This is a genomic window from Paenibacillus sp. TY11 (assembly GCF_059772165.1).
The window spans coordinates 21,282-40,280 of the sequence record NZ_JCBAIQ010000031.1; the positions used below are offsets into that span (position 1 = coordinate 21,282).

Consider the following 18,999-nt stretch of genomic DNA (forward strand, 5'->3'; position numbering starts at 1 on the left):
TCTCTCTTAATAGTCCCTTCAACGCGCTAAATGATATTGGATACAGAATACCACGAAAAGACCAGGTTTGGCAAAGAAGTTGTAGCTGGAAAATACGGCTTAACCAAACAGGTTTAGCTTGCCAATTCGATCAGCCGCCTCGGTCAGTCGAGCTTCTGAGCTCAGCAGCCCCGCCCGCACATATCCTTCACCGCCGCTACCGAAGCCGATCCCCGGAGCGACAGCCACCTTGGCTTCCCGCAGTAGCAGATCGGCAAAAGAAGCCGAAGTATAGCCCTGTGGTACAGGCAACCAACTGAAAAAGGAGCCGCTTGGGCGCGTCGCCTTCCAGCCTATTTGCCCAAGTGCATCATAAAAAGCGTTACGGCGCGATTCATAGCGGGATACCAGCTCGCCTACGCATTCCTGCGAGGCCGTCAGGGCCGTCGCCGCTGCTGCCTGAATGCCGCCAAACAGGCTTACATAAATATGATCCTGGAGCAGATTAATCATCGAGATGATTTCGGCATTACCGAGCGCGAAACCAACACGCCAGCCCGCCATATTGTATGTTTTGGACAAGGTATAGAACTCAATCCCCACGTCCTTAGCACCCTCAGCCTGGAGGAAGCTCACCGGACGTTCGCCGTCAAATCCAATAGCACCATAGGCAAAATCACTGGCAACCACGATACCGTTACGTTGCGCGAATTCAACCGTATCCTCGTAAAAGGAAAGTGGAGCAGTTGCCGAGGTTGGATTATTCGGATAATTAAGGAACATTAACTTGGCGCGGCGGCGATCTTCCTCGGAAATGGCCTCATAATCGGGCAGAAAACGGTTCTCTTCCTTTAATGGGAGAAAGGACATTTCCGCTTTAGCCAAGGCCACGCCAGACCAGTAATCCGGGTAGCCGGGATCAGGGACGAGACACACATCGCCGGGATTGAGTAAGATTTGCGGCAGCTGAACCAAGCCCGTTTTCCCGCCAAACAGGATGGCGACCTCGGTTTCGGGGTCGAGCGTCACACCGTAATCCTCCTGATAGCGCCGGGCAACGGCTTCCTTAAGAAAGCTGTAACCGCGAAAAGGCGAATATTTATGATACAGCGGGTTATCCGCTGATTCCTGCAAAGACTTTACAATATGAGATGGGGTGGGGGTATCCGGGTTCCCCTGTCCGAGATTAATGACATCATGCCCTGCCGCAATTTCACGGTTTACATTTTGTACAAGTGTGGCAAAAAATTGAGTGGGTAACTGTTTCATGACGTCAGCGGAGGGAATAAAAAAATGAGTCATCAATTCACACGACCTTTTGGAATAGTTTAAGAAATAATTTATCACGATTTTACCGAGTTGTATAGGAGGAATTAAGCTTGCATGGTTGCGTAATCCAGACTGATCGGGCTATGATGGGAGAAAATACCGGACAATGGGTCACGGGAAGCTCCGGCTCACAAGGAGGAGGAAGGATTTTGACGTATCAGGAAGCTCAGCCGTTCAGTGTTGCACTCATACAAGCTCATATTGAGCTGGGAAATCCCCCGGAAAACCGCAGTCATATCCGAGCTTTAATGGAACAAGCGATGAAAGCCGAACTGAAACCGGATCTGATTGTCCTGCCGGAAATGTGGAACACAGGCTATGCCTTAGATCGCATTCATGAGCTGGCGGACAAAGAAGGGACGGAGACTCGGGCATGGATAGCAGCATTCGCTGCCAACCATGAAGTGAACGTAGTAGCTGGGTCGATCGCAGAGAAAAAAAGCGACGGTCATGTGTATAATACGATGCTCGTTTTTGACCGAACAGGCAGAGAGGTTGCTTCGTATTCCAAAATTCATCTGTTCCGACTTATGGATGAAGAAAAATATCTGCAGCCTGGCGAAGAAAAGGTTTTATTCACACTGGATGGCGAGATTCGGGCAGGTGCGTCGATCTGCTATGATATCCGTTTTCCCGAACTAGCCCGCAGTTTGGCCCTGTCGGGCGCAAATTTGCTGATCGTACCCGCAGAATGGCCTCATCCCCGGCTTCATCACTGGCGTACCTTGCTGACCGCACGTGCTATAGAAAATCAGATGTATGTCATTGCTTGTAACCGGGTAGGTCGCAGCGGAGATACTGATTTCTTCGGGCATTCGCTCATAATTGATCCATGGGGAGAAATCATTGCCGAGGGCGGAGAGCAGGAGGAGGTTCTCACAGGAACAATTGAGTCTGCCTTGGTGCAGGACGTACGTGGTCGTATTCCGGTGTTTGAAGATCGGCGTCCCTCACTGTATGACCGATAATCAGTGTAGAAAGGAATACTCCATGCTTAAGGAACGCATTGAATTTTTGTGCAGCAGGGAAGCATTATAGAGGTCATTTATTCACCTCAAGTTCCTTCGAAATTGGTCTTTAAAACCCAAGTGAGTGAAGCCGAGGTACAGCAAGCATTTGGTTCTTCTCGATAATAAAAAAGTTTTCCGATACCTGTTTCAGATACAGTCCATAGGTGTATTATAATAGTATCCCGACACCAGGAGGTTGATAACGATGGATAACCAAAGTAGATCCGAACTGGCGAATAGGGATGGCCTGTCACGGCCGAGAGGCTTAAATAGACAGGTTGTCGGAAACAATTATGAAATGGGCTATGATCAGGATAAAAGTCCACCAGATTTAGGGAGACCCTGATCACAAAAAGGCGAGGACAGGCACTTTGGGATCACACAGCACATTGGAACTGAGGTAGGACACTCTTGGGAGACCAAGGCTAGAGACCTTAAGGAAAGAAGTGATGCGGGATGGATAAAGTGGAGTTTCCGAGCAAGCGTAAAGTAATCAGGCGAGGCTGACATGAAATTCAAATGAACATGAAATGTGGTTCGTTAAAGACAGATGGAAGCAACATCGCAACAGTGTAATCGAACCCGTAAAGTAAATGAAGTATTGAAAGTATAGGGGCGAAGCCCCGGGACCGCCTTCTTCTCTGGCTTTGGCTAGGGAGGAAGACGGTCCTTTTCACATTCGAAGCTACTTTTGAGAAAGTTGCTCGACCGTTTCTCGGAAGGTATCAATAAAGGCTTCGGCAGCTTTAGACAAATAACGTCCGTTTCGGTAAGCAATGGCCAGGGTACGGCTGGGGGTAGGTTCGGCGAGTGGCAATAATGCTGGAACAAACTCGCTGCTGGCGGCTCGGGCGATAAAACGGGGGACGAGTGTCACTCCCATACCTGTCGCTACGAGCGATTGGAGCGTCTCCATATTAGTGCTTTCAAATACCACATTGGGTTCAAAGCCTGCTTGATGACACAAATCCATCGTCAGCTTGCGAAATCCTTGCCCTTTTTTCAGCACGACAAAAGGCTCATCTTTCAGTTCTTCCATATGCACAGGCTGCGGATGGTCACCATTTTTACGCAGGGCTAGGGGGTGACCCGGAGGAACGGCAAGATCAATCCACTCTTCACCGATGGGCACATAGGAAAGTGTAGGTTCAACTAATGGAAGAGATAGCAGGCTGAGATCTGTATCCCCACTGGCAGTTTTTTTCTCCAAATTCATAGATGAATCCTCGACTAGCACGATTTCAATGTCCGGGTGAGCCTTTTTGAATACCGGCAACACATGCGGCAGCAAATGAGAACCTGTGATAGGCATACTGCCAACCACAACCTTCCCTTTTCGCAGTTGAGAAATATCGTCCATTTCCTGCCGGAGCTGCTCGACTGCATCAACTATTTTTTTTGCCTTTTCTACAAAGCTTGCTCCTGCATGTGTTAATTCCACCGTGCTGGTGTTGCGTTGAAATAAAAGTACCCCAAGTTCTTTTTCCAGTTTGGACAATTGTTGGCTCAACGAGGGCTGAGCAATATGCAGTTTTTCTGCTGCGCGTGAGAAGTTTTTTTCCGCTGCAATTTGCAGGGTGTACTGAAGCTGTCTGAATTCCATCGAATTTTGCGCCCCTTATCTTATAAGCTTTACCTATTACATCATAGATTGATTATACAATAATATAATGAAATTCCCAATCTTAACGATTCTCATGTGTCACAAGTTTTATATAGATGAAGCGTTTTTTCACAAATAGAGTCTTTTAATACAGATAACCAATTCTCTTAACATTCTCCTGATAAAATACGATTAATCTTAGTTCTGGTTGTAAATAAAGTGTCTGGGAGGAAAATGAATGCTAAAATGTTGGGGGATACATACGAAAAAATCGGTGGCTGCACTCGTGGCGACTATGATGCTAGCAGTAAGCGGCGGGACGGCGATGGCAGTCGAAAAGGACACGTCGATTAAAAACGTAATTATTTTGATTCCAGACGGTATGGCTAATGACGCCACTGCACTGGCTAGATGGTACAAAGGTTCTTCCTTAACGTTAGACAGCATGGCAAGCGGCATGGTGCGTACGCATTCTGCGGATGCTCCGATTGCCGATTCAGCTCCGGCGGGTACTGCTTTTGCCACAGGACATAAATCACATACTGGATACGTAGGTGTCCTTCCTGATGAAGCGACAATGCCTGGGCAAGAACCCATTGCAGCGGGTGACGCCAAAAAGCCTGTAGCTTCCATTCTCGAGGCTTCCAAGTTGGCAGGAAAATCGACAGGAATCATTGCTACTTCGGAGATTATGCATGCGACACCAGCCGATTTTACTGCTCATTACCCTGATCGTAAAAATTATGATGCACTCAGCATGCAGCAAGCCTACAACGGGGTTGACGTGGTGTTAGGTGGAGGCGGCAAGTTTTTGGAGGCAGCAGGACGTAAGGACGGCCAGGATTTGGTTGCCCAAATTAAAGACCAGGGTTATGAATTTGTCACGACACCTGAAGGTTTGAAAAATTCGATCTCCAGCAAGCTCTGGGGCAGCTTTTCTCCCGAAGCCCTCGCGTATAACCTGGATCGAGATGCATCCAAGGAACCTAGCCTGGCAGAAATGACAACGAAAGCAATTGATGTGTTATCCAAAAATGACAAAGGCTTCTTCTTAATGGTAGAAGGCAGTAAAGTAGATTGGGCCGCACATGCAAACGATCCAACGGGGATTATTAGCGACGTGCTTTCATTTGACGATGCGGTGAAAGTCGCTTTAGATTACGCCAAGCAAAACCAAAATACTGTCGTTGTAGCAGTAACAGACCACGGAAACGGCGGATTGACGATTGGTAGCAGTAATACAACAAGCAATTATGACAAAACGCCTTTAGCTTCTTTTATAGATCCTTTGAAAAAAGCGAAGCTGACAGGTGAAGGATTGGAAGCCAAGCTGAATGCAGATCGCAGCAATATTAAAGAAGTGCTTTCCACGTATTTTGGCATTACCGATTTGACAGACGAAGAAGTAAAAACAATTAAAGATGCCGAAGAAGGCAGCATGAACTATGCCGTCGGACCGATCATTAGCAAACGTGCGAATATTGGCTGGACTACAGGCGGTCATACAGGAGGTGATGTCGTGTTGTACACGTATGCGCCAAACGGGGACCGTCCATCCGGTGTTATCGACAACACGGATGTCAATAAATATATGACACGTGTACTCGGACTAGATTTGGATTCGGTCAGCAAGCAGCTGTTTGTTCCTGCGAAAGCCGCTTTTGAAGCCAAAGGAGCCAAGTTTACTGCGGACACGAAAGTCATTACGGTGACCAAAGGCAGTAACAAGCTGGAGCTTCCGGTATACAAAAATATTGCTACGCTGAATGGTAAAAATTCCGCGCTCAACGGTGTAGTCGTATTTAACGGCGTTGATTATTTTGTACCCCAGCAGGCAATAGATTTGATTCAGTAATAAGCAGAACCATCAACAAAGGCTGTTTCTTCCATCAAAGGAGGAGGCAGCTTTTTTGTGTGTTGAGATAAATATGTATTTTTTGGGGCGGAGAGTGAAGTTGATTTTCAGAAAATGGGATTTTTTGTGAAACTAGTCACGTTATATTCTCTCTGATGTTGCTAGAATAATACATGCACGGTACAAGCCGCTGATGATGTGAAGTCCGGATGGACGAGGGAAGAAGGGATGAGTCACGGACGAATTATTACTGCGTCTGGCTGACGGCAAGGAATGGACGCATACGGAAATGACGGAGCTGCTGACACGTCTGGATGATGAGCCGACGCTTCGGGCTCAACTGCGCAAACTGGCAGCTCGCACCAAGTTGGAGCGTTATGGCAAGGGTGTTTTTTTACGGGGATTAATTGAATTCTCCAGTATATGTCGTCAGGACTGCATGTACTGTGGGCTGCGCGCTTCGAATAAACAGGCAGATCGTTACCGTTTGCAGCCGGAAGAAATTCTGGCCTGTTGTGCGGAGGGGTATGAACTGGGTTATCGGACCTTTGTGCTGCAAAGTGGGGAAGATTACTGGTTTACGGCAGCCCGGCTGACGAAACTGATTCGGGAAATTAAAAGCCGTTTTGCGGATGTGGCGGTTACACTGTCCATCGGTGAACGGGATGATGAAACTTATGAGCGACTATACGAGGCGGGCGCAGACCGTTTTTTGCTGCGGCATGAGACAGCTTCCCCCAGTTTGTACGCCAAGCTGCATCCGACGATGACGATGGAAAGCAGGCGCAGCCGTCTGCTGGCTTTGCAACGAATCGGCTTTCAGATTGGGGCCGGATGTATGGTGGGGTTACCGGGGCAAACGAATAGTGAATTAGCAGACGATTTGGTCTATCTGCACCGCCTATCACCAGATATGATCGGGATTGGTCCCTTTTTACCGCATAGCAACACGCCGCTCCGGGATGCCAGTCAGGGGAGCATGGAAAAGGCACTCGATATCATTTCGTTATCCCGATTGGTCGTTCCAGATGCGCTTATTCCTGCGTCCACGGCAATGGGAACAATTCATCCCCAAGGCAGGGAGAAGGCGCTTCAGGCGGGAGCGAATGTGGTGATGCCCAATTTGTCGCCGCTGGCGGTGAGACCCAAGTATGCGATTTATGAGAATAAAATATGTTTGGGCGATGAGTCTGCCCAATGTCGACATTGCCTTGAGCTGCGGATCCGTGGAGCGGGATTTGAAGTCGATATGGGGCGCGGCGATAGTTTGAGAGTGCAACGACAGCTTATGAGACAGGAAACTTTGTGAGGCCATAACGGAAACATTGCAGTAACCATAAACAAGGAGATGGGTATACGTGAGTGGAGTACGAGAGAAAGTGTCGGCGGATTTTATTAATGAAGCAGAGATTATGGCGGCAGTGGAGCAGGGGAAACAAGAGGCAACGGATCGACACCGTATTTTAGAAATTTTAGAAAAGGGCAGAGCCTGCCGGGGGCTGAGTGCAAGTGAAGCGGCGGCTCTTTTGCATGTAAATGATCCTGAATTATTGGAAGAGATGTTCAAATCTTCGAGGGCAGTCAAAGAGCAGATTTATGGCAACCGGATTGTGCTGTTCGCCCCTTTATATGTAAGCAACCACTGCGTTAATAACTGCGAATATTGTGGTTATAAACATACCAATGACAGCTTTAAGCGCAGCCGCCTAACACCGGAGGAACTGGTCGAGGAGGTTAGAGTGCTTCAGGAAATGGGGCACAAACGGCTCGCACTGGAAGCGGGGGAGGACCCGATCAATTGTTCTATTGATTATATCGTCGATTGTCTGCGTCAGATCTACGATATAAAGGTGGACAATGGGAGCATCCGGCGGGTTAATGTTAATATTGCTGCAACGACGGAGGAGGATTACCGGAAGCTTGTGGAGGTCGGGATCGGTACGTATATTTTGTTCCAGGAAACGTATCATCGGGAAAGCTATCGCAAATATCATCTTCAAGGGCCAAAACGGGACTATGATTGGCACACCACCGCAATGGACCGAGCCATGAGTGCGGGTATAGATGATGTGGGGATCGGTGTGTTGTACGGTCTGTATGATTTCCGCTATGAAACTGTAGCGATGCTCAAACATGCCGAACATTTGGAAGAAGTCTTTGGCTGCGGTCCTCACACGGTTTCTGTTCCTCGACTTCGTCCGGCTGAAAATGTGGATCCGGAGCGTTATCCATATTTGGTGAGTGACGAGGATTTTATGAAAATTGTAGCGGTTCTTCGGCTGGCTGTACCTTATGCGGGAATGATCCTGTCTACGCGTGAGGAGTCGGAATTTAGGGACCGTGTCATTGGTTTGGGTGTATCGCAAATCAGTGCTGGTTCTGCTACCGGTGTAGGGGCATATGCAAGACAAGAGACGAATGATAAGCCTCAGTTCGAGGTTGGGGATCATCGCTCGCCGATGGAAATTATCAAAAGTCTGTGCCGTGGCGGATATATGCCGAGCTACTGTACAGCTTGCTACCGTGAGGGACGAACCGGAGATCGCTTCATGGAGCTTGCCAAATCCGGACAAATTCACAATGTATGTCAGCCGAATTCGCTGCTCACCTTTCAAGAATACTTGCTGGATTATGGGGATGAAGAGGCACGTGAACTGGGAGCTGCCGCCCTGCGAGAGAATCTGGAACGTATACCACGTGAGTCGACGCGTCGTTTGACACTTGACAGGCTGGAACGGCTGGAAGCAGGCGAGCGTGATTTGTATTTTTAGTAGCATGATTTCTGGCTATATAAATTTTTCATTATAAATTTTCATTATAATAGAAACGGAAAATAAAAAGCAGTCGCGTTGGTGTCAGCGCGGCTGCTTTTGTGTGTATGGAGAGATAACAAACATAAATTATAAGGTCTTTCAGGAATAGCTGCCAGATCCAATGGCTTGCTCCCATGCCAGCATAGCGGACGGAAAGCATTCAATGGCACGGGGGAAGACCCCCTGTACATAGGCGATAAAAATGCCATAGTTCACAATAGGCACCCCGGCAGCTTTCGTTTCTGACATTCGATGAAGCATCGTGCGCCGATTGAGCATGCAGGCACCGCAATGAATAACCAGTGCATACTCGCTCAAATCGTCAGGAAAGCTGGAGCCGGATGCATGCTCAATGATGAGGCGTTTACCTATCGTTTGACGGAGCCAACGAGGTATTTTCACTCGACCAATATCGTCAGATTGGCATTGGTGAGTGCAGGCTTCGGCAATGAGTACGCGGTCTCCATCCTTGAGGCGATCAATGGCTCTTGCACCTCGTACCAGTTCGTCCAAATCGCCCTTATGACGGGCAAACAGGATGGAAAAAGAGGTAAGAGGCACATCCTTGGGCGTATCGGCCGCTACTTTCATAAAAACCTGTGAATCGGTAATGACCAAGCGGGGCTTGCGTCCTAGTCGTTCCAGCGTCAATCGTAGTTCATGCTCCTTAGTCACTACAGCGATGGCATCGCTCTCTAGCGTATCGCGGATTGTTTGCTGCTGCGGCAGGATCAATCGGCCCTTTGGTGCAGCTTTGTCGATGGGAACGACCAACACGACAACATCGCCGGGTGACAACAAGTCACCGACGATACGGAAACGATCCTCGTTTTGGGGGAGTGTATTAGTGATGGCCTTTTTCAGTTCCGTGTCTCCCCAGAGCATAGAGGCGCTGAAAGGAATCAGGGCGAGATCCAGTTCATTTTCCAGCGTTGCAGCCATTTTATCTGATTCGGTAAGGGTATCTATCTTATTCAATACCCCAATAACAGGAGTTTTTTTGGTGCGAAGCTTTTCGAGTAGCTTGTGCTCGAATGGTCCGACTCCAATAGTGGCGTCGATAACGAGCAGGGCCAAGTCTGTACTATTAAGTATTTCTAGCGTTTTGTTGCGGCGCAGCTCCCCGATCTCACCCTCATCGTCCAGTCCGGCGGTATCCACCAGAACAATGGGACCCGCAGGGAGTAGCTCCATCGGTTTGAAAACTGGGTCCGTGGTCGTTCCTCCTACAGGAGATACCACAGCGGCGGGCTGGCCGGTCAGGGCGTTCAGAATGCTGGATTTGCCTGCGTTGCGGCGACCGAGCAGGACGATATGTGGTCGGTTGCTACGTGGGGTATCATTCATTCCCATGGTGAGTTCCTTCTTCCTGCCCCGGAATTCCGGGCTTGGTTACTGTATAGGGATGGCACAATTGGTCAATCCGTGAACGGGTCAGTAGGCCGCGATCTTCTGCAATATCCTCTGGTGCGCGACCTTGCGTAATGGCTGCTGATGCAATGGAGGCAGCTTCATCATAGCCAAGCTCCGCGACCAGCGCGGAAGCCATCACGGCTGAGTTACGCAGATTTGTAGAACAGCGTTCCTCACGTACGATCAGGCCACGCACACATCGTTCCTCGAATAGTCGAACCGCGCTGTTAAGAATATGTAGCGATTCCAGCAGCGATTCGGCAATCAGCGGCAGGAATGCGTTTAGCTCCAGCTGACCGGAGGCAGCGGCCATAGTTATAGCCGCATCTTCGGCCATCACACGCATGGCTGTTAGTCCTGCCATTTCAGCTATTACCGGATTGACCTTACCAGGCATAATAGAGGATCCGGCTTGAACTGGAGGTAGCGTGTATTCGCCAATACCACCGAAGGGACCAGAGGCCAGTAGGCGAAAATCGCTAGATATTTTGAACAGGTTCACGGCGGCGGATTTGAGTAGACCGGACACCTCCACAAAGACATCCATATTCTGAATCGGGTCCATCGGGTGGTCGCTGCGACTTAGTCCAAAGCCGGTCTCGTCCGCCAGCTTTTCGACCATTCGATAGCTGTAAGCGCGGGGCGCGTTCATACCTGTGCCAATCGCCGTGCCTCCAATCGGGATTTCCCGCAGCCGCTCTTCGGCTTTATAGAGACGCCAGCGGTCGCGTGCTATAGCCTTTGCGTAGGCACCAAAGCCTTGCCCGGCCATCATGGGCAGGGCATCCATTAGCTGAGTGCGACCTAGCTTGAGCAGGTCGGCATATTCTGTTTCTTTATGCTGTAAAGCATCTTGTAACGAAGCCATCGTGTCACATAAAGGCCGAAGCAGCCGTATCGCTGCAATTCGTAGCGCTGTGGGATAGACATCATTCGTAGACTGGCAGCAGTTCACATCATCCAGCGGATGTATAATCTCATACTGCCCTGGCTTGCCCCCTAGCTGTACGATGGCCAAATTAGCAATGACCTCATTCACATTCATATGGGTACTGGTGCCTGCACCGCCTTGTATAGCATCCACGGTAAACATATGTTGGTGCCGTCCGGCGAGTAATTCGTCGCAGGCGTTTACAATGGCAGAGGCCCGGTGGGCAGGAAGCCGTTTCTGCTCACCATTCACTTGAGCGGCAGTTTTTTTTACCAACACAAGAGCGTGGATCAGGTTTCGGTTCACGGGCCTGCCACTGACCGCAAAATTATTCATCGCGCGTGCAGTATGAATACCATAATAGGCATCTACAGGAATTTCCATTACTCCTAGCGCATCCCGCTCAGTTCGCGTATTTGTAGGCAGAGGAAAACCTTCAGTCATAGACCCGTTGCCGGAATGCGCGTCATATGCAGTAGCTGACGTGCGCTTGCAGCTCGTTTTTCCTCAACACGGGCGTGAACCAGATCCGGTTCGACCAACTTGAGGGCATGTGTTGGACATTTTCCAATGCAGGCCGGACCACCGTCCACACCTTCGCACAGATCACATTTGCTGGCAATCATGCGTTCTTTGGGTTGCAAACGCCCTGACATATTGGTGTACAATCCGTCTTGCACGACAGGCTGCCCGTTTCGATATTCGGGTACCATGGTAATCGCGCCGTAAGGGCAGGCGATCATACAAGTTTTACAGCCGATGCAGCTTTCGCTGTTAATGAGAATACAGCCGTCTGCGTTCGTAATGGAGCCGTTCGGACAAGCGTTGGCGCATGGGGCATCCTCACAGTGACGGCACTGAACGGGTGCGGTGACCCCAAATGATTTGATAACCTTCAGACGAGGGTGAAAATGAAATTCATCATCCGGCGAAATAAAAGGGTTCTCCGCTGAATGGGCGATGACACATGCGATTTCACAGGTACGACAGCCGATACACTGATCGGGATCAGCTAAAACAAAACGGTTCATACAACTCGACTCCTCTCTAACTAACGACAAATATAATGTATACAGCATTGAAATAACTTAACGTATTAATGAATGGAGTAATCGGTATCTCCTTTGGTGGAGATAGTACTGCTACGGCTTTGCTTGCCGGGCCCTCGTTTTTGGAAGGTCGTGTGCAACAGATGATGCGACACATGACCAAGCGGCTCACCCAGAAATTCATCATAAAGTTTGATGATGTGAGGGTTCTCATGCGATTTTCGTACCTGGTGTGCAGCATCATGTCCATAGATAGAGGATTTACGTGCCCGATAAGCTTCAATTCGTTGTTTTTCTAACATGAGCTTAGGTTGTCCGCCTCCGCTGATACATCCGGCAGGACAGCCCATCACCTCAATAAAATGATAATCACATTCGCCCGCCTGCACACGATCCAGTAGACGATAGGCGTGTTGTAGCCCGGCGACGACCGCCACCTTGAGCTGCAGCTTGCCTACCTGAACCTCAGCTACTCGAATGTCTTCCTCGCCACGTACAAAATCGAGCTGGAGCTTCGGTAGTTTTTCATTCGTCAGCAGCTCGTAACCTGTACGGATGGCAGCTTCCATGACCCCTCCCGTTACACCAAAAATGGAACCTGCTCCTGAATATTGCCCTAACGGTGAATCGAATTCTTCATCGGGCAGGTTCGTAAAATCAATTCCACGCTGCTTGATCCAGTATGCAAGTTCACGCGTGGTCAGTACCTCATCCACATCACGGAAACCGTCAGATTCCATTTCGGGACGATCGCACTCAAATTGTTTACAGGTACATGGCATGATGGCAACGCTGTATATATTCGCAGGTTCCACCTCGTCCAGTTGTGCGCCATAAGATTTGATCAGCGCTCCTAACATTTGCATCGGAGATTTGCAGCTGGATAGATGGTCTAGCAGATCGGGATATTCAATCTCGGCAAATCGGACCCATGCTGGACAGCAGGATGTGAACATGGGTAAGGGTCCGCCTTCGGTCACGCGACGAATTAATTCAGTGCCTTCCTCCATGATGGTCACGTCAGCTCCAAAGTTGGTGTCGTATACCCGGTCGAAGCCAAGGCGGCGCAAAGCAGCAGCCATTTTCCCAGGCGTCAAGGTGCCGAACGGCATTCCGAATTCCTCCGCGAGTGAAACACGAATAGCCGGAGCACATTGGACGATCCGAAACTGTCCAGGTTTGGTCATCATATCGGTTACCTTATTCAAGTTGTAGCTATAATAGGCAGCGAATAGCGGCTCTCTGATGTCGGCAGGCATATCGCGTTCTTGTATACGTTCCAGCCGTCTAGCGGCGCCTTCCTGTGGAGATGAACCTGCCCAGTCAGATGCGTATACGCTGCATATTTGTACACATTGACCGCAAATAACACATCGGTCTGCATTCACGGTTTGCGGTTCTCCGGGCAGTCCCTCTATGGCATTTACTGGACAAACCCCAGCACAACGTCTGCATCCCGTGCAGAGCGTAGGGTCAATATGAATGACAGGGTCTGTGCAATCAGTCGTCTTCATACAAGGAGGCGAAGAGATCTTGTCTATTGTGGTTGACATGGTTTTCTACCTTTCTGCGGCTGATTTTGACCTTACAGGCGTGGGAAAAAGACTTCCCGCCGAGGCTCTGGAGGCGAGTCGGATATACCTTTGGCCAGCCGTAGCACATGATTCGGGCAGGCCTCTACACATGCAGGCTGTCCGTCTGCTGTTTCTGCGCACAAATCGCATTTGCTTGCCGCGGTGCGGGGAAGGGCGGCTCGATTTGCACGGTGAGTCAGGCCGGACTGCGTTACAACGCGTCCTGCCCGATAGACCGGGGACACCTCAATTGCCCCGAAGGGGCAGGCCAATACACAGGAGGTGCAACCGATGCATCGTTCCTCATCAATCATGACGACGCCGTCCTCCTGACGAATGGCCTGAACCGGACAGGCATGTGCGCAGGGGGCATTTTCACAATGCCGGCATTGCACTGGCACATACGTATCCCCGGCGCGCACCACATACACCTTGGGTACCACAGGCACGCTGACGGTTCCGACCGAAGCGCCTATGCCGTTAGCCTGACTGTGAACGGCGAAGCACGCCAGTTCACAGGCTTTGCAGCCAATACATTGCCCACCGTCTGCGACTACGAAGGAGGAGGCGACAGCGCTTGTTCTATCTGCTGCACCCATTCTACTCGTCGGACGGTGTAGCGTGTTCCGCGCGCCGCTCATCTCGTCACCTTATCAGCCAAAACGGCTTCCTTGACGTTCATCTGTCTGCGAATCCGTTGATATGATTCATGTACATCACGTTCGGCCTGCGCTTGGTCTGCAATCCGTTCCAGCCGGATGGCACAGTATTTTAATTCCGGGGTTTTGGATACCGGATCAAGAAAATCGGCGGTCAGCTCGTTACACGCCCCAACCCACCAGTGATAGGTCATGTAGGTCGCACCTTGTTGCACACGGTCACTGATTTGTGCCCGTGCCATGATGCGTCCCCGACGGGAGGATATGGCAACAATTTCGCCATCCAGTATGTTCAGATCTGCTCCGTCTTCCGGGCTAATTTGAATAAATCCAGGCTCATCAGACAGCTGGCGTAGCGCACGGCAATTGCCAGTCATGGTACGCACGGAGTAATGGCCTACCTCACGGACTGTGGACAAGACAAGCGGATATTTTGCATCCGGCTGTTCTTGTGGCGGACGCCATTCGCAGGCGAATAATCGACCTTTGCCACTAGGCGTAGAAAATTGATTGCCTTTGTACAAATACGGTGTGCCTGGATGTTCCTCTGTAGGGCAAGGCCACTGTACGCCACCTTGCTTCTCCATTTTTTGGTAGCTTGCACCGGCGAATAACGGACAGAGGCTTCGCATTTCATCCCAAATTTCCTCTGTGTTTGCATACGACATAGGGTAGCCCATGGCGGTAGCAACCTCGCTAATAATGGCCCAGTCTGGCTTAACATCACCCTGCGGCTCGACGGCCTTACGGATACGCTGAAAGCCCCGGTCTGCCGAAGAATATACACCGTCATGCTCGCCCCAGGCAGTAGAAGGGAGGATGACATCGGCGTGTAGCGCTGTTTTGTTCATAAAAATATCCTGTACCACGACAAATTCCAATTGGTCTAGCGCTTCACGTAACTCGGCGGCGTTCGGATCACTTTGTACAGGGTCTTCGCCGAAAATGTAATAAGCTTTCAGCTTGTTCTCCTTCAGGATGAGGTGTGGCACCTCCGTAAGTGGATATCCTTTTTTACGCGGCAGCTCGACACCCCATGCTTTTTCAAACTTTTTGCGAACCGCGGTGTCTGTTACATCCTGGTAGCCAGGATACACATTCGGCAATGCGCCCATGTCGCAGGAGCCTTGGACATTGTTTTGTCCCCGTACAGGTCCGATGCCCACATTCGGCTTGCCCAGGTTTCCGGTCAACAGCGCAAGGGAAGCGAGCCCCTTTACCACGTCAACGGCCTGTGAAAATTGACATACGCCCATTCCATACAGAATTGTTGCGGTAGGGGCCTTTGCATATTCCCTCATAGCTGTCCGGATGTCAGCCGCCTTGACCCCTGTAATGCCTTCCGCATATTCGGGAGTATATTTTTTAATGCTCTCTACGTATTCAGCAAAGCCTTCTGTGTTTGCTTCAACATATCGTTTGTCGTACAGTCCTTCATGCACAAGTACATGACCAAAAGCGTTCACCAAAGCCATGTTCGAACCGCCTTTTAGTGGTAGCCACATATTCGAAATACGTGCGGTTTCGGTCATACGCGGATCGCATACAATAATTTTGGCGCCTCTTTGCTTGGCAGCTACAATGCGTCTTGCGACGATCGGATGCGTTTCGGGTGCGTTATATCCAAACACGAAAATGAGATCAGAGTGTTCAATTTCAGGAATAGAGTTAGACATGGCCCCATCCCCGAGCGAGTAAGTCAAACCTGCCACAGAAGGACCGTGGCATACACGAGCGCAATGGTCAATATTGTTCGTGCCAATGACCGCCCGCATGAACTTTTGCATGACATAATTGGCTTCATTTCCCGGACCGCGTGCGGAGCCTGTCCCCATAATGGAGTCGGGTCCGTACTTTTCCTTAATTGCTGACAGCCGTTCGGCAGTATACTGAATGGCTTCCTTCCACTCCACTTCCTCCATGACACCATTTTTGCGAATCAGGGGCTTGCGCAAGCGTGAAGTCAGAATCTGCGGATCATTCAGAAAATCCCATCCATAGTGTCCTTTCAGACACAGTGTTCCTTCATTTGTACGACCATCAGCCGGCTCTGCGCCAATTACCTGTCCCTTGTCCACCAGCAAATGAAGCTGACAACCGCTTCCGCAGTAGGGACATACTGTTAATACCTTGTCTGCCATGTGTGCAGCACCTCTTTTTATATGAAATAGATGAAACTCGTAACATGAAAAAAGCCAATACAAAAATGCCGCTTTACGCTGCATCCTGTACTGGCTTATCCGCGAGCGAGGAGACAAGCTCCTTCCCGCTAATCCAACCGGTGTATGTGTTGTAGTTCAAGAGTAATGATGATGTGTCCGTCTCCATGGACTGAGGGGCAGACCTCCCAAGTATAAGTGAAGGGACTGCCAAGCGTTTTTTCGGCTTCGTTCATAAACTCCTTTTCCAGATAGGGACGAAGGACGTTCCAATATTCCCTGACCTTGTCCTCGGCTCCTTCATGAACGAGAATTTCGGACAGGTTGGACAAGGTGCCTCGAATTTCTACCGTAATCCGGAGCGGCGAATCCAGTGAAACCTTGACGTTATCCGGTCCTTTTCCCCGGTAATGCTTGACAATGCATACGGCTAGCTTCCTTATGCGCTCACGGTATTCCCATTCGGTATTCAACATCTGGACACTCCGCTTCGAATCAAAATAAAGGCGTACTTGCCGCGCATGCCAGACAGCTTGTGTAGCTGGTTTAGAACAGGAAGCAACCGTCCCGCCCAAAGTAATCTGCCCAGCACGGCGTATCACCCTTCTATGGTAGAACAGGTTGACCCGGAAAGATGTGAAATTCATTACACTGGGCCAAAATTTTACATGGATTAGACCGCTCTTGAAGCAGTTATACCGCTATGGTTTTTATGTTGCTTCCTGTTCCCTCGCGTTGTTTGTACAGTTCTAACACAAAAGCAGTTGAATCACGTACTATGGGCTGAGATTAGTAAATGGCATTCCCAAAGCCCTACACTGAAACGTATCCTCAAACGTATTAAAACCAAGATACACATGAAAAACTATGAGAAATGCTGGTTCGCTCAACAGCTCGGATAGCAATCAAGCCTAAGAGTATACAGGAATTCCACGAGGACTACCTGCTATACATTGTGGATGAGGCTTCTGGTGTGGACGATAGGATCATGGCGGCGATATTCGGTACGTTTCAGGCGGCCACAATAAATTTTTCACGTGCGCGAACCCGACCAAAACGGAGGCCACTGAAAAAGTCTATTTTATAAAAAACGTCAAAAAAACGAGCCTCTAGAATCGCTTCTAAGGCTCGTTTCGCGTTCGAGGAATCATATTTGACCCCCTAAAGTTTTGGTGTTTTTAAAAATCAGGTAGTTTTTCAGTGGCCTCCAAAAACGTCGGGTGTTTTTTTATGATTTGCATAATAAGGACAGAGCGGACTATAAAACACGCAAGGCATCCTGTTTGGACAGTCCAAGAACCAGCAAGGATAATATCGCCATGCCCAAGCGGAAGTATGGCGAAGGCAGCGATGTCTGGAGAGTCCGGGTTGAAGGTGAATTTCTTTGTGGAGAATCGGATACATTTATTTCGTTGGAGGTAGCTGAATTTGCAGCTAAAGAAGTGAATCTGCATCCTTCCGGAGATATTCTAACTATAGCGTTGACGTTGCACCATTTGGTGATAATGAAACCTCAATGTTTGCTGGCATAGGGCCAAGAATTGCAGGGGAACACCATCATTTCAAGAAAGACACGATGGTAACTGCCGCATGGGTGATTAGCCTGGCTAAAGAACTACATTTAGATTATTCATTTTTGAACCGAATCAGAATAAGAGTGGACGATAGCGGTGTAGGTGGAGGAGTAACTGATCGACTAAACGAGATTGTAGCTGAAGAAGGACTGCCTTATGAAATCATTCCGATTAACAATGGCTCTTCTTCTTTAGATGAGCACTATGGAAATTTAGTTACTGAAATGGGCATCCATTAAGGAACAATTGGAACAGAATATGAGCAATTTCATAAATGGAGATACAAGTGTTCTGCAATTACCTGATGATGATGTATTGATAACTCAACTTACATCACGTAAATGGAACATGACTAGTAAAGGTAAAATATTGCTTGAAAGTAAGAAGGATATGAAAAAGCGTGGGCTCAAGTCACCAGACCGAGCTGACGCTTTTGTTTTGACATTTGGAGAATATTTGAAGGAACCAGATACACATATTATGCTTCCATCCATAGGTAGTGTGTCAGTGAAAAGATAAATAGAGGGATGGGCCTTGTTTGGTGAGAGTTGATAATTACAAATTCGTATTCATATAGAGAACATCACTCTACCAATGCGATCAGTAAGCGACTGAATCCATCGCTGTATACAAGTTGGATAAGGAGGTGGAGCTGCAGGCAAAAGATCGCTTGCTGGTGCTGGCAATGGACAAGCTTTCCAGTATGCAACTAGAGGTTATTCAGCGAAGTTATCTAGATAATGAGGGTGAGTTTTTGGTTATATCAGTTGTGGGGAAATGGGAATTAGTTACAGTACATTTCGTAGATTAAAATGTGAAGCTATCAACATACTAGGGACTGCATTGAATCTTAACGTTATAACAGAAAAATATATAGATATCCAAATTGTATAAAAAGCAAAAGTCGAAGATCGGTTTCTTCGACTTCTGCTACTTTAGTCTTCTACAAAACGGATATATGGACGTTGGAAATATCTTTGGTCAGACACGAAGTAATATTCTTTCCCCACAACAAGAGGAGGGATAACGGACTTTGAAGAGATATATAATT

17 protein-coding genes are annotated in these 18,999 nt (G+C 48.9%); 8 read left to right on the forward strand and 9 right to left on the reverse strand.

Going from position 1 to position 18,999, the window contains the following annotated elements; genetic code table 11:
* Positions 1–99: 99 nt before the first annotated feature.
* Positions 100–1,281 carry a pyridoxal phosphate-dependent aminotransferase gene (locus AC6EJC_RS24500; RefSeq protein ID WP_444956177.1) on the reverse strand — a complete coding sequence of 394 codons (1,182 nt, stop codon included), beginning with the start codon at positions 1,279–1,281 and terminating at the stop codon, positions 100–102.
* A gap of 176 nt (positions 1,282–1,457) precedes the next feature.
* Between AC6EJC_RS24500 and AC6EJC_RS24505 the strand changes: the two genes are divergently transcribed.
* Together AC6EJC_RS24505 and AC6EJC_RS24510 are read left to right on the forward strand one after the other, a co-directional pair.
* A complete protein-coding gene (locus tag AC6EJC_RS24505) occupies positions 1,458–2,276 on the forward strand; it encodes a carbon-nitrogen family hydrolase (RefSeq protein ID WP_444956203.1) in 819 nt (272 codons plus the stop codon).
* Between the two features lie 247 nt (positions 2,277–2,523).
* Positions 2,524–2,664 carry a hypothetical protein gene (locus AC6EJC_RS24510; protein WP_023989112.1) on the forward strand — a complete coding sequence of 47 codons (141 nt, stop codon included), beginning with the start codon at positions 2,524–2,526 and terminating at the stop codon, positions 2,662–2,664.
* Between the two features lie 339 nt (positions 2,665–3,003).
* Here AC6EJC_RS24510 and AC6EJC_RS24515 read toward each other — a convergent pair whose 3' ends face one another.
* Positions 3,004–3,921: a LysR family transcriptional regulator gene (locus tag AC6EJC_RS24515; RefSeq protein ID WP_025723122.1), complete on the reverse strand. Its 918-nt coding sequence runs from the start codon at positions 3,919–3,921 to the stop codon at positions 3,004–3,006.
* A gap of 238 nt (positions 3,922–4,159) precedes the next feature.
* Here AC6EJC_RS24515 and AC6EJC_RS24520 point away from each other — a divergent pair, with 238 nt between their 5' ends.
* The 3 genes from AC6EJC_RS24520 (at position 4,160) to hydG (ending at position 8,547) form a co-directional block, all read left to right on the forward strand.
* Complete coding sequence (locus AC6EJC_RS24520) at positions 4,160–5,776, forward strand: alkaline phosphatase (RefSeq protein ID WP_444956178.1); 1,617 nt, start codon at positions 4,160–4,162, stop codon at positions 5,774–5,776.
* A gap of 256 nt (positions 5,777–6,032) precedes the next feature.
* Positions 6,033–7,085 (forward strand): [FeFe] hydrogenase H-cluster radical SAM maturase HydE, encoded by a 1,053-nt coding sequence (gene hydE / locus AC6EJC_RS24525; RefSeq protein WP_444956204.1) that lies wholly within the window; start codon positions 6,033–6,035, stop codon positions 7,083–7,085.
* 49 nt (positions 7,086–7,134) lie between these two features.
* Positions 7,135–8,547 carry a [FeFe] hydrogenase H-cluster radical SAM maturase HydG gene (gene hydG, locus AC6EJC_RS24530; protein WP_444956179.1) on the forward strand — a complete coding sequence of 471 codons (1,413 nt, stop codon included), beginning with the start codon at positions 7,135–7,137 and terminating at the stop codon, positions 8,545–8,547.
* Positions 8,548–8,688: 141 nt separating this feature from the next.
* On the opposite strand, the gene hydF is transcribed toward hydG, so the two are convergent.
* The 7 genes from hydF to AC6EJC_RS24565 all read right to left on the reverse strand — a co-directional run bounded on the left by hydF (position 8,689) and on the right by AC6EJC_RS24565 (position 16,850).
* Positions 8,689–9,942: a [FeFe] hydrogenase H-cluster maturation GTPase HydF gene (hydF, locus tag AC6EJC_RS24535; RefSeq protein WP_444956180.1), complete on the reverse strand. Its 1,254-nt coding sequence runs from the start codon at positions 9,940–9,942 to the stop codon at positions 8,689–8,691.
* Positions 9,929–11,377, reverse strand: coding sequence for an aspartate ammonia-lyase (locus tag AC6EJC_RS24540; protein ID WP_444956181.1), 1,449 nt, complete (start codon positions 11,375–11,377; stop codon positions 9,929–9,931). The genes hydF and AC6EJC_RS24540 overlap by 14 nt, the downstream gene beginning before the upstream one ends.
* Entirely contained in the window at positions 11,374–11,964 is a 591-nt protein-coding gene (locus AC6EJC_RS24545) for a 4Fe-4S dicluster domain-containing protein (RefSeq protein WP_444956182.1), read from the reverse strand. Before AC6EJC_RS24545 ends, AC6EJC_RS24540 begins: the two co-directional genes overlap by 4 nt.
* Positions 11,965–12,029: 65 nt before the next feature.
* Positions 12,030–13,535: a [FeFe] hydrogenase, group A gene (locus AC6EJC_RS24550; protein WP_444956183.1), complete on the reverse strand. Its 1,506-nt coding sequence runs from the start codon at positions 13,533–13,535 to the stop codon at positions 12,030–12,032.
* 32 nt (positions 13,536–13,567) lie between these two features.
* Positions 13,568–14,197: a 4Fe-4S dicluster domain-containing protein gene (locus AC6EJC_RS24555; protein WP_444956184.1), complete on the reverse strand. Its 630-nt coding sequence runs from the start codon at positions 14,195–14,197 to the stop codon at positions 13,568–13,570.
* Entirely contained in the window at positions 14,194–16,356 is a 2,163-nt protein-coding gene (gene fdhF / locus AC6EJC_RS24560; protein ID WP_444956185.1) for a formate dehydrogenase subunit alpha, read from the reverse strand. The genes AC6EJC_RS24555 and fdhF overlap by 4 nt, the downstream gene beginning before the upstream one ends.
* A 128-nt stretch (positions 16,357–16,484) precedes the next feature.
* A complete protein-coding gene (locus AC6EJC_RS24565) occupies positions 16,485–16,850 on the reverse strand; it encodes a DUF2294 domain-containing protein (RefSeq protein WP_444956186.1) in 366 nt (121 codons plus the stop codon).
* 843 nt (positions 16,851–17,693) lie between these two features.
* On the opposite strand from AC6EJC_RS24565, the gene AC6EJC_RS24570 reads away from it, so the two are divergent.
* From AC6EJC_RS24570 to AC6EJC_RS24580, 3 genes are all read left to right on the forward strand, one after another.
* Positions 17,694–17,906 (forward strand): hypothetical protein, encoded by a 213-nt coding sequence (locus tag AC6EJC_RS24570; RefSeq protein WP_444956187.1) that lies wholly within the window; start codon positions 17,694–17,696, stop codon positions 17,904–17,906.
* Positions 17,891–18,187 (forward strand): hypothetical protein, encoded by a 297-nt coding sequence (locus AC6EJC_RS24575; protein WP_444956188.1) that lies wholly within the window; start codon positions 17,891–17,893, stop codon positions 18,185–18,187. The genes AC6EJC_RS24570 and AC6EJC_RS24575 overlap by 16 nt, the downstream gene beginning before the upstream one ends.
* A gap of 407 nt (positions 18,188–18,594) precedes the next feature.
* Entirely contained in the window at positions 18,595–18,759 is a 165-nt protein-coding gene (locus AC6EJC_RS24580) for a hypothetical protein (protein WP_444956189.1), read from the forward strand.
* The last annotated feature ends 240 nt before the right edge of the window (positions 18,760–18,999 follow it).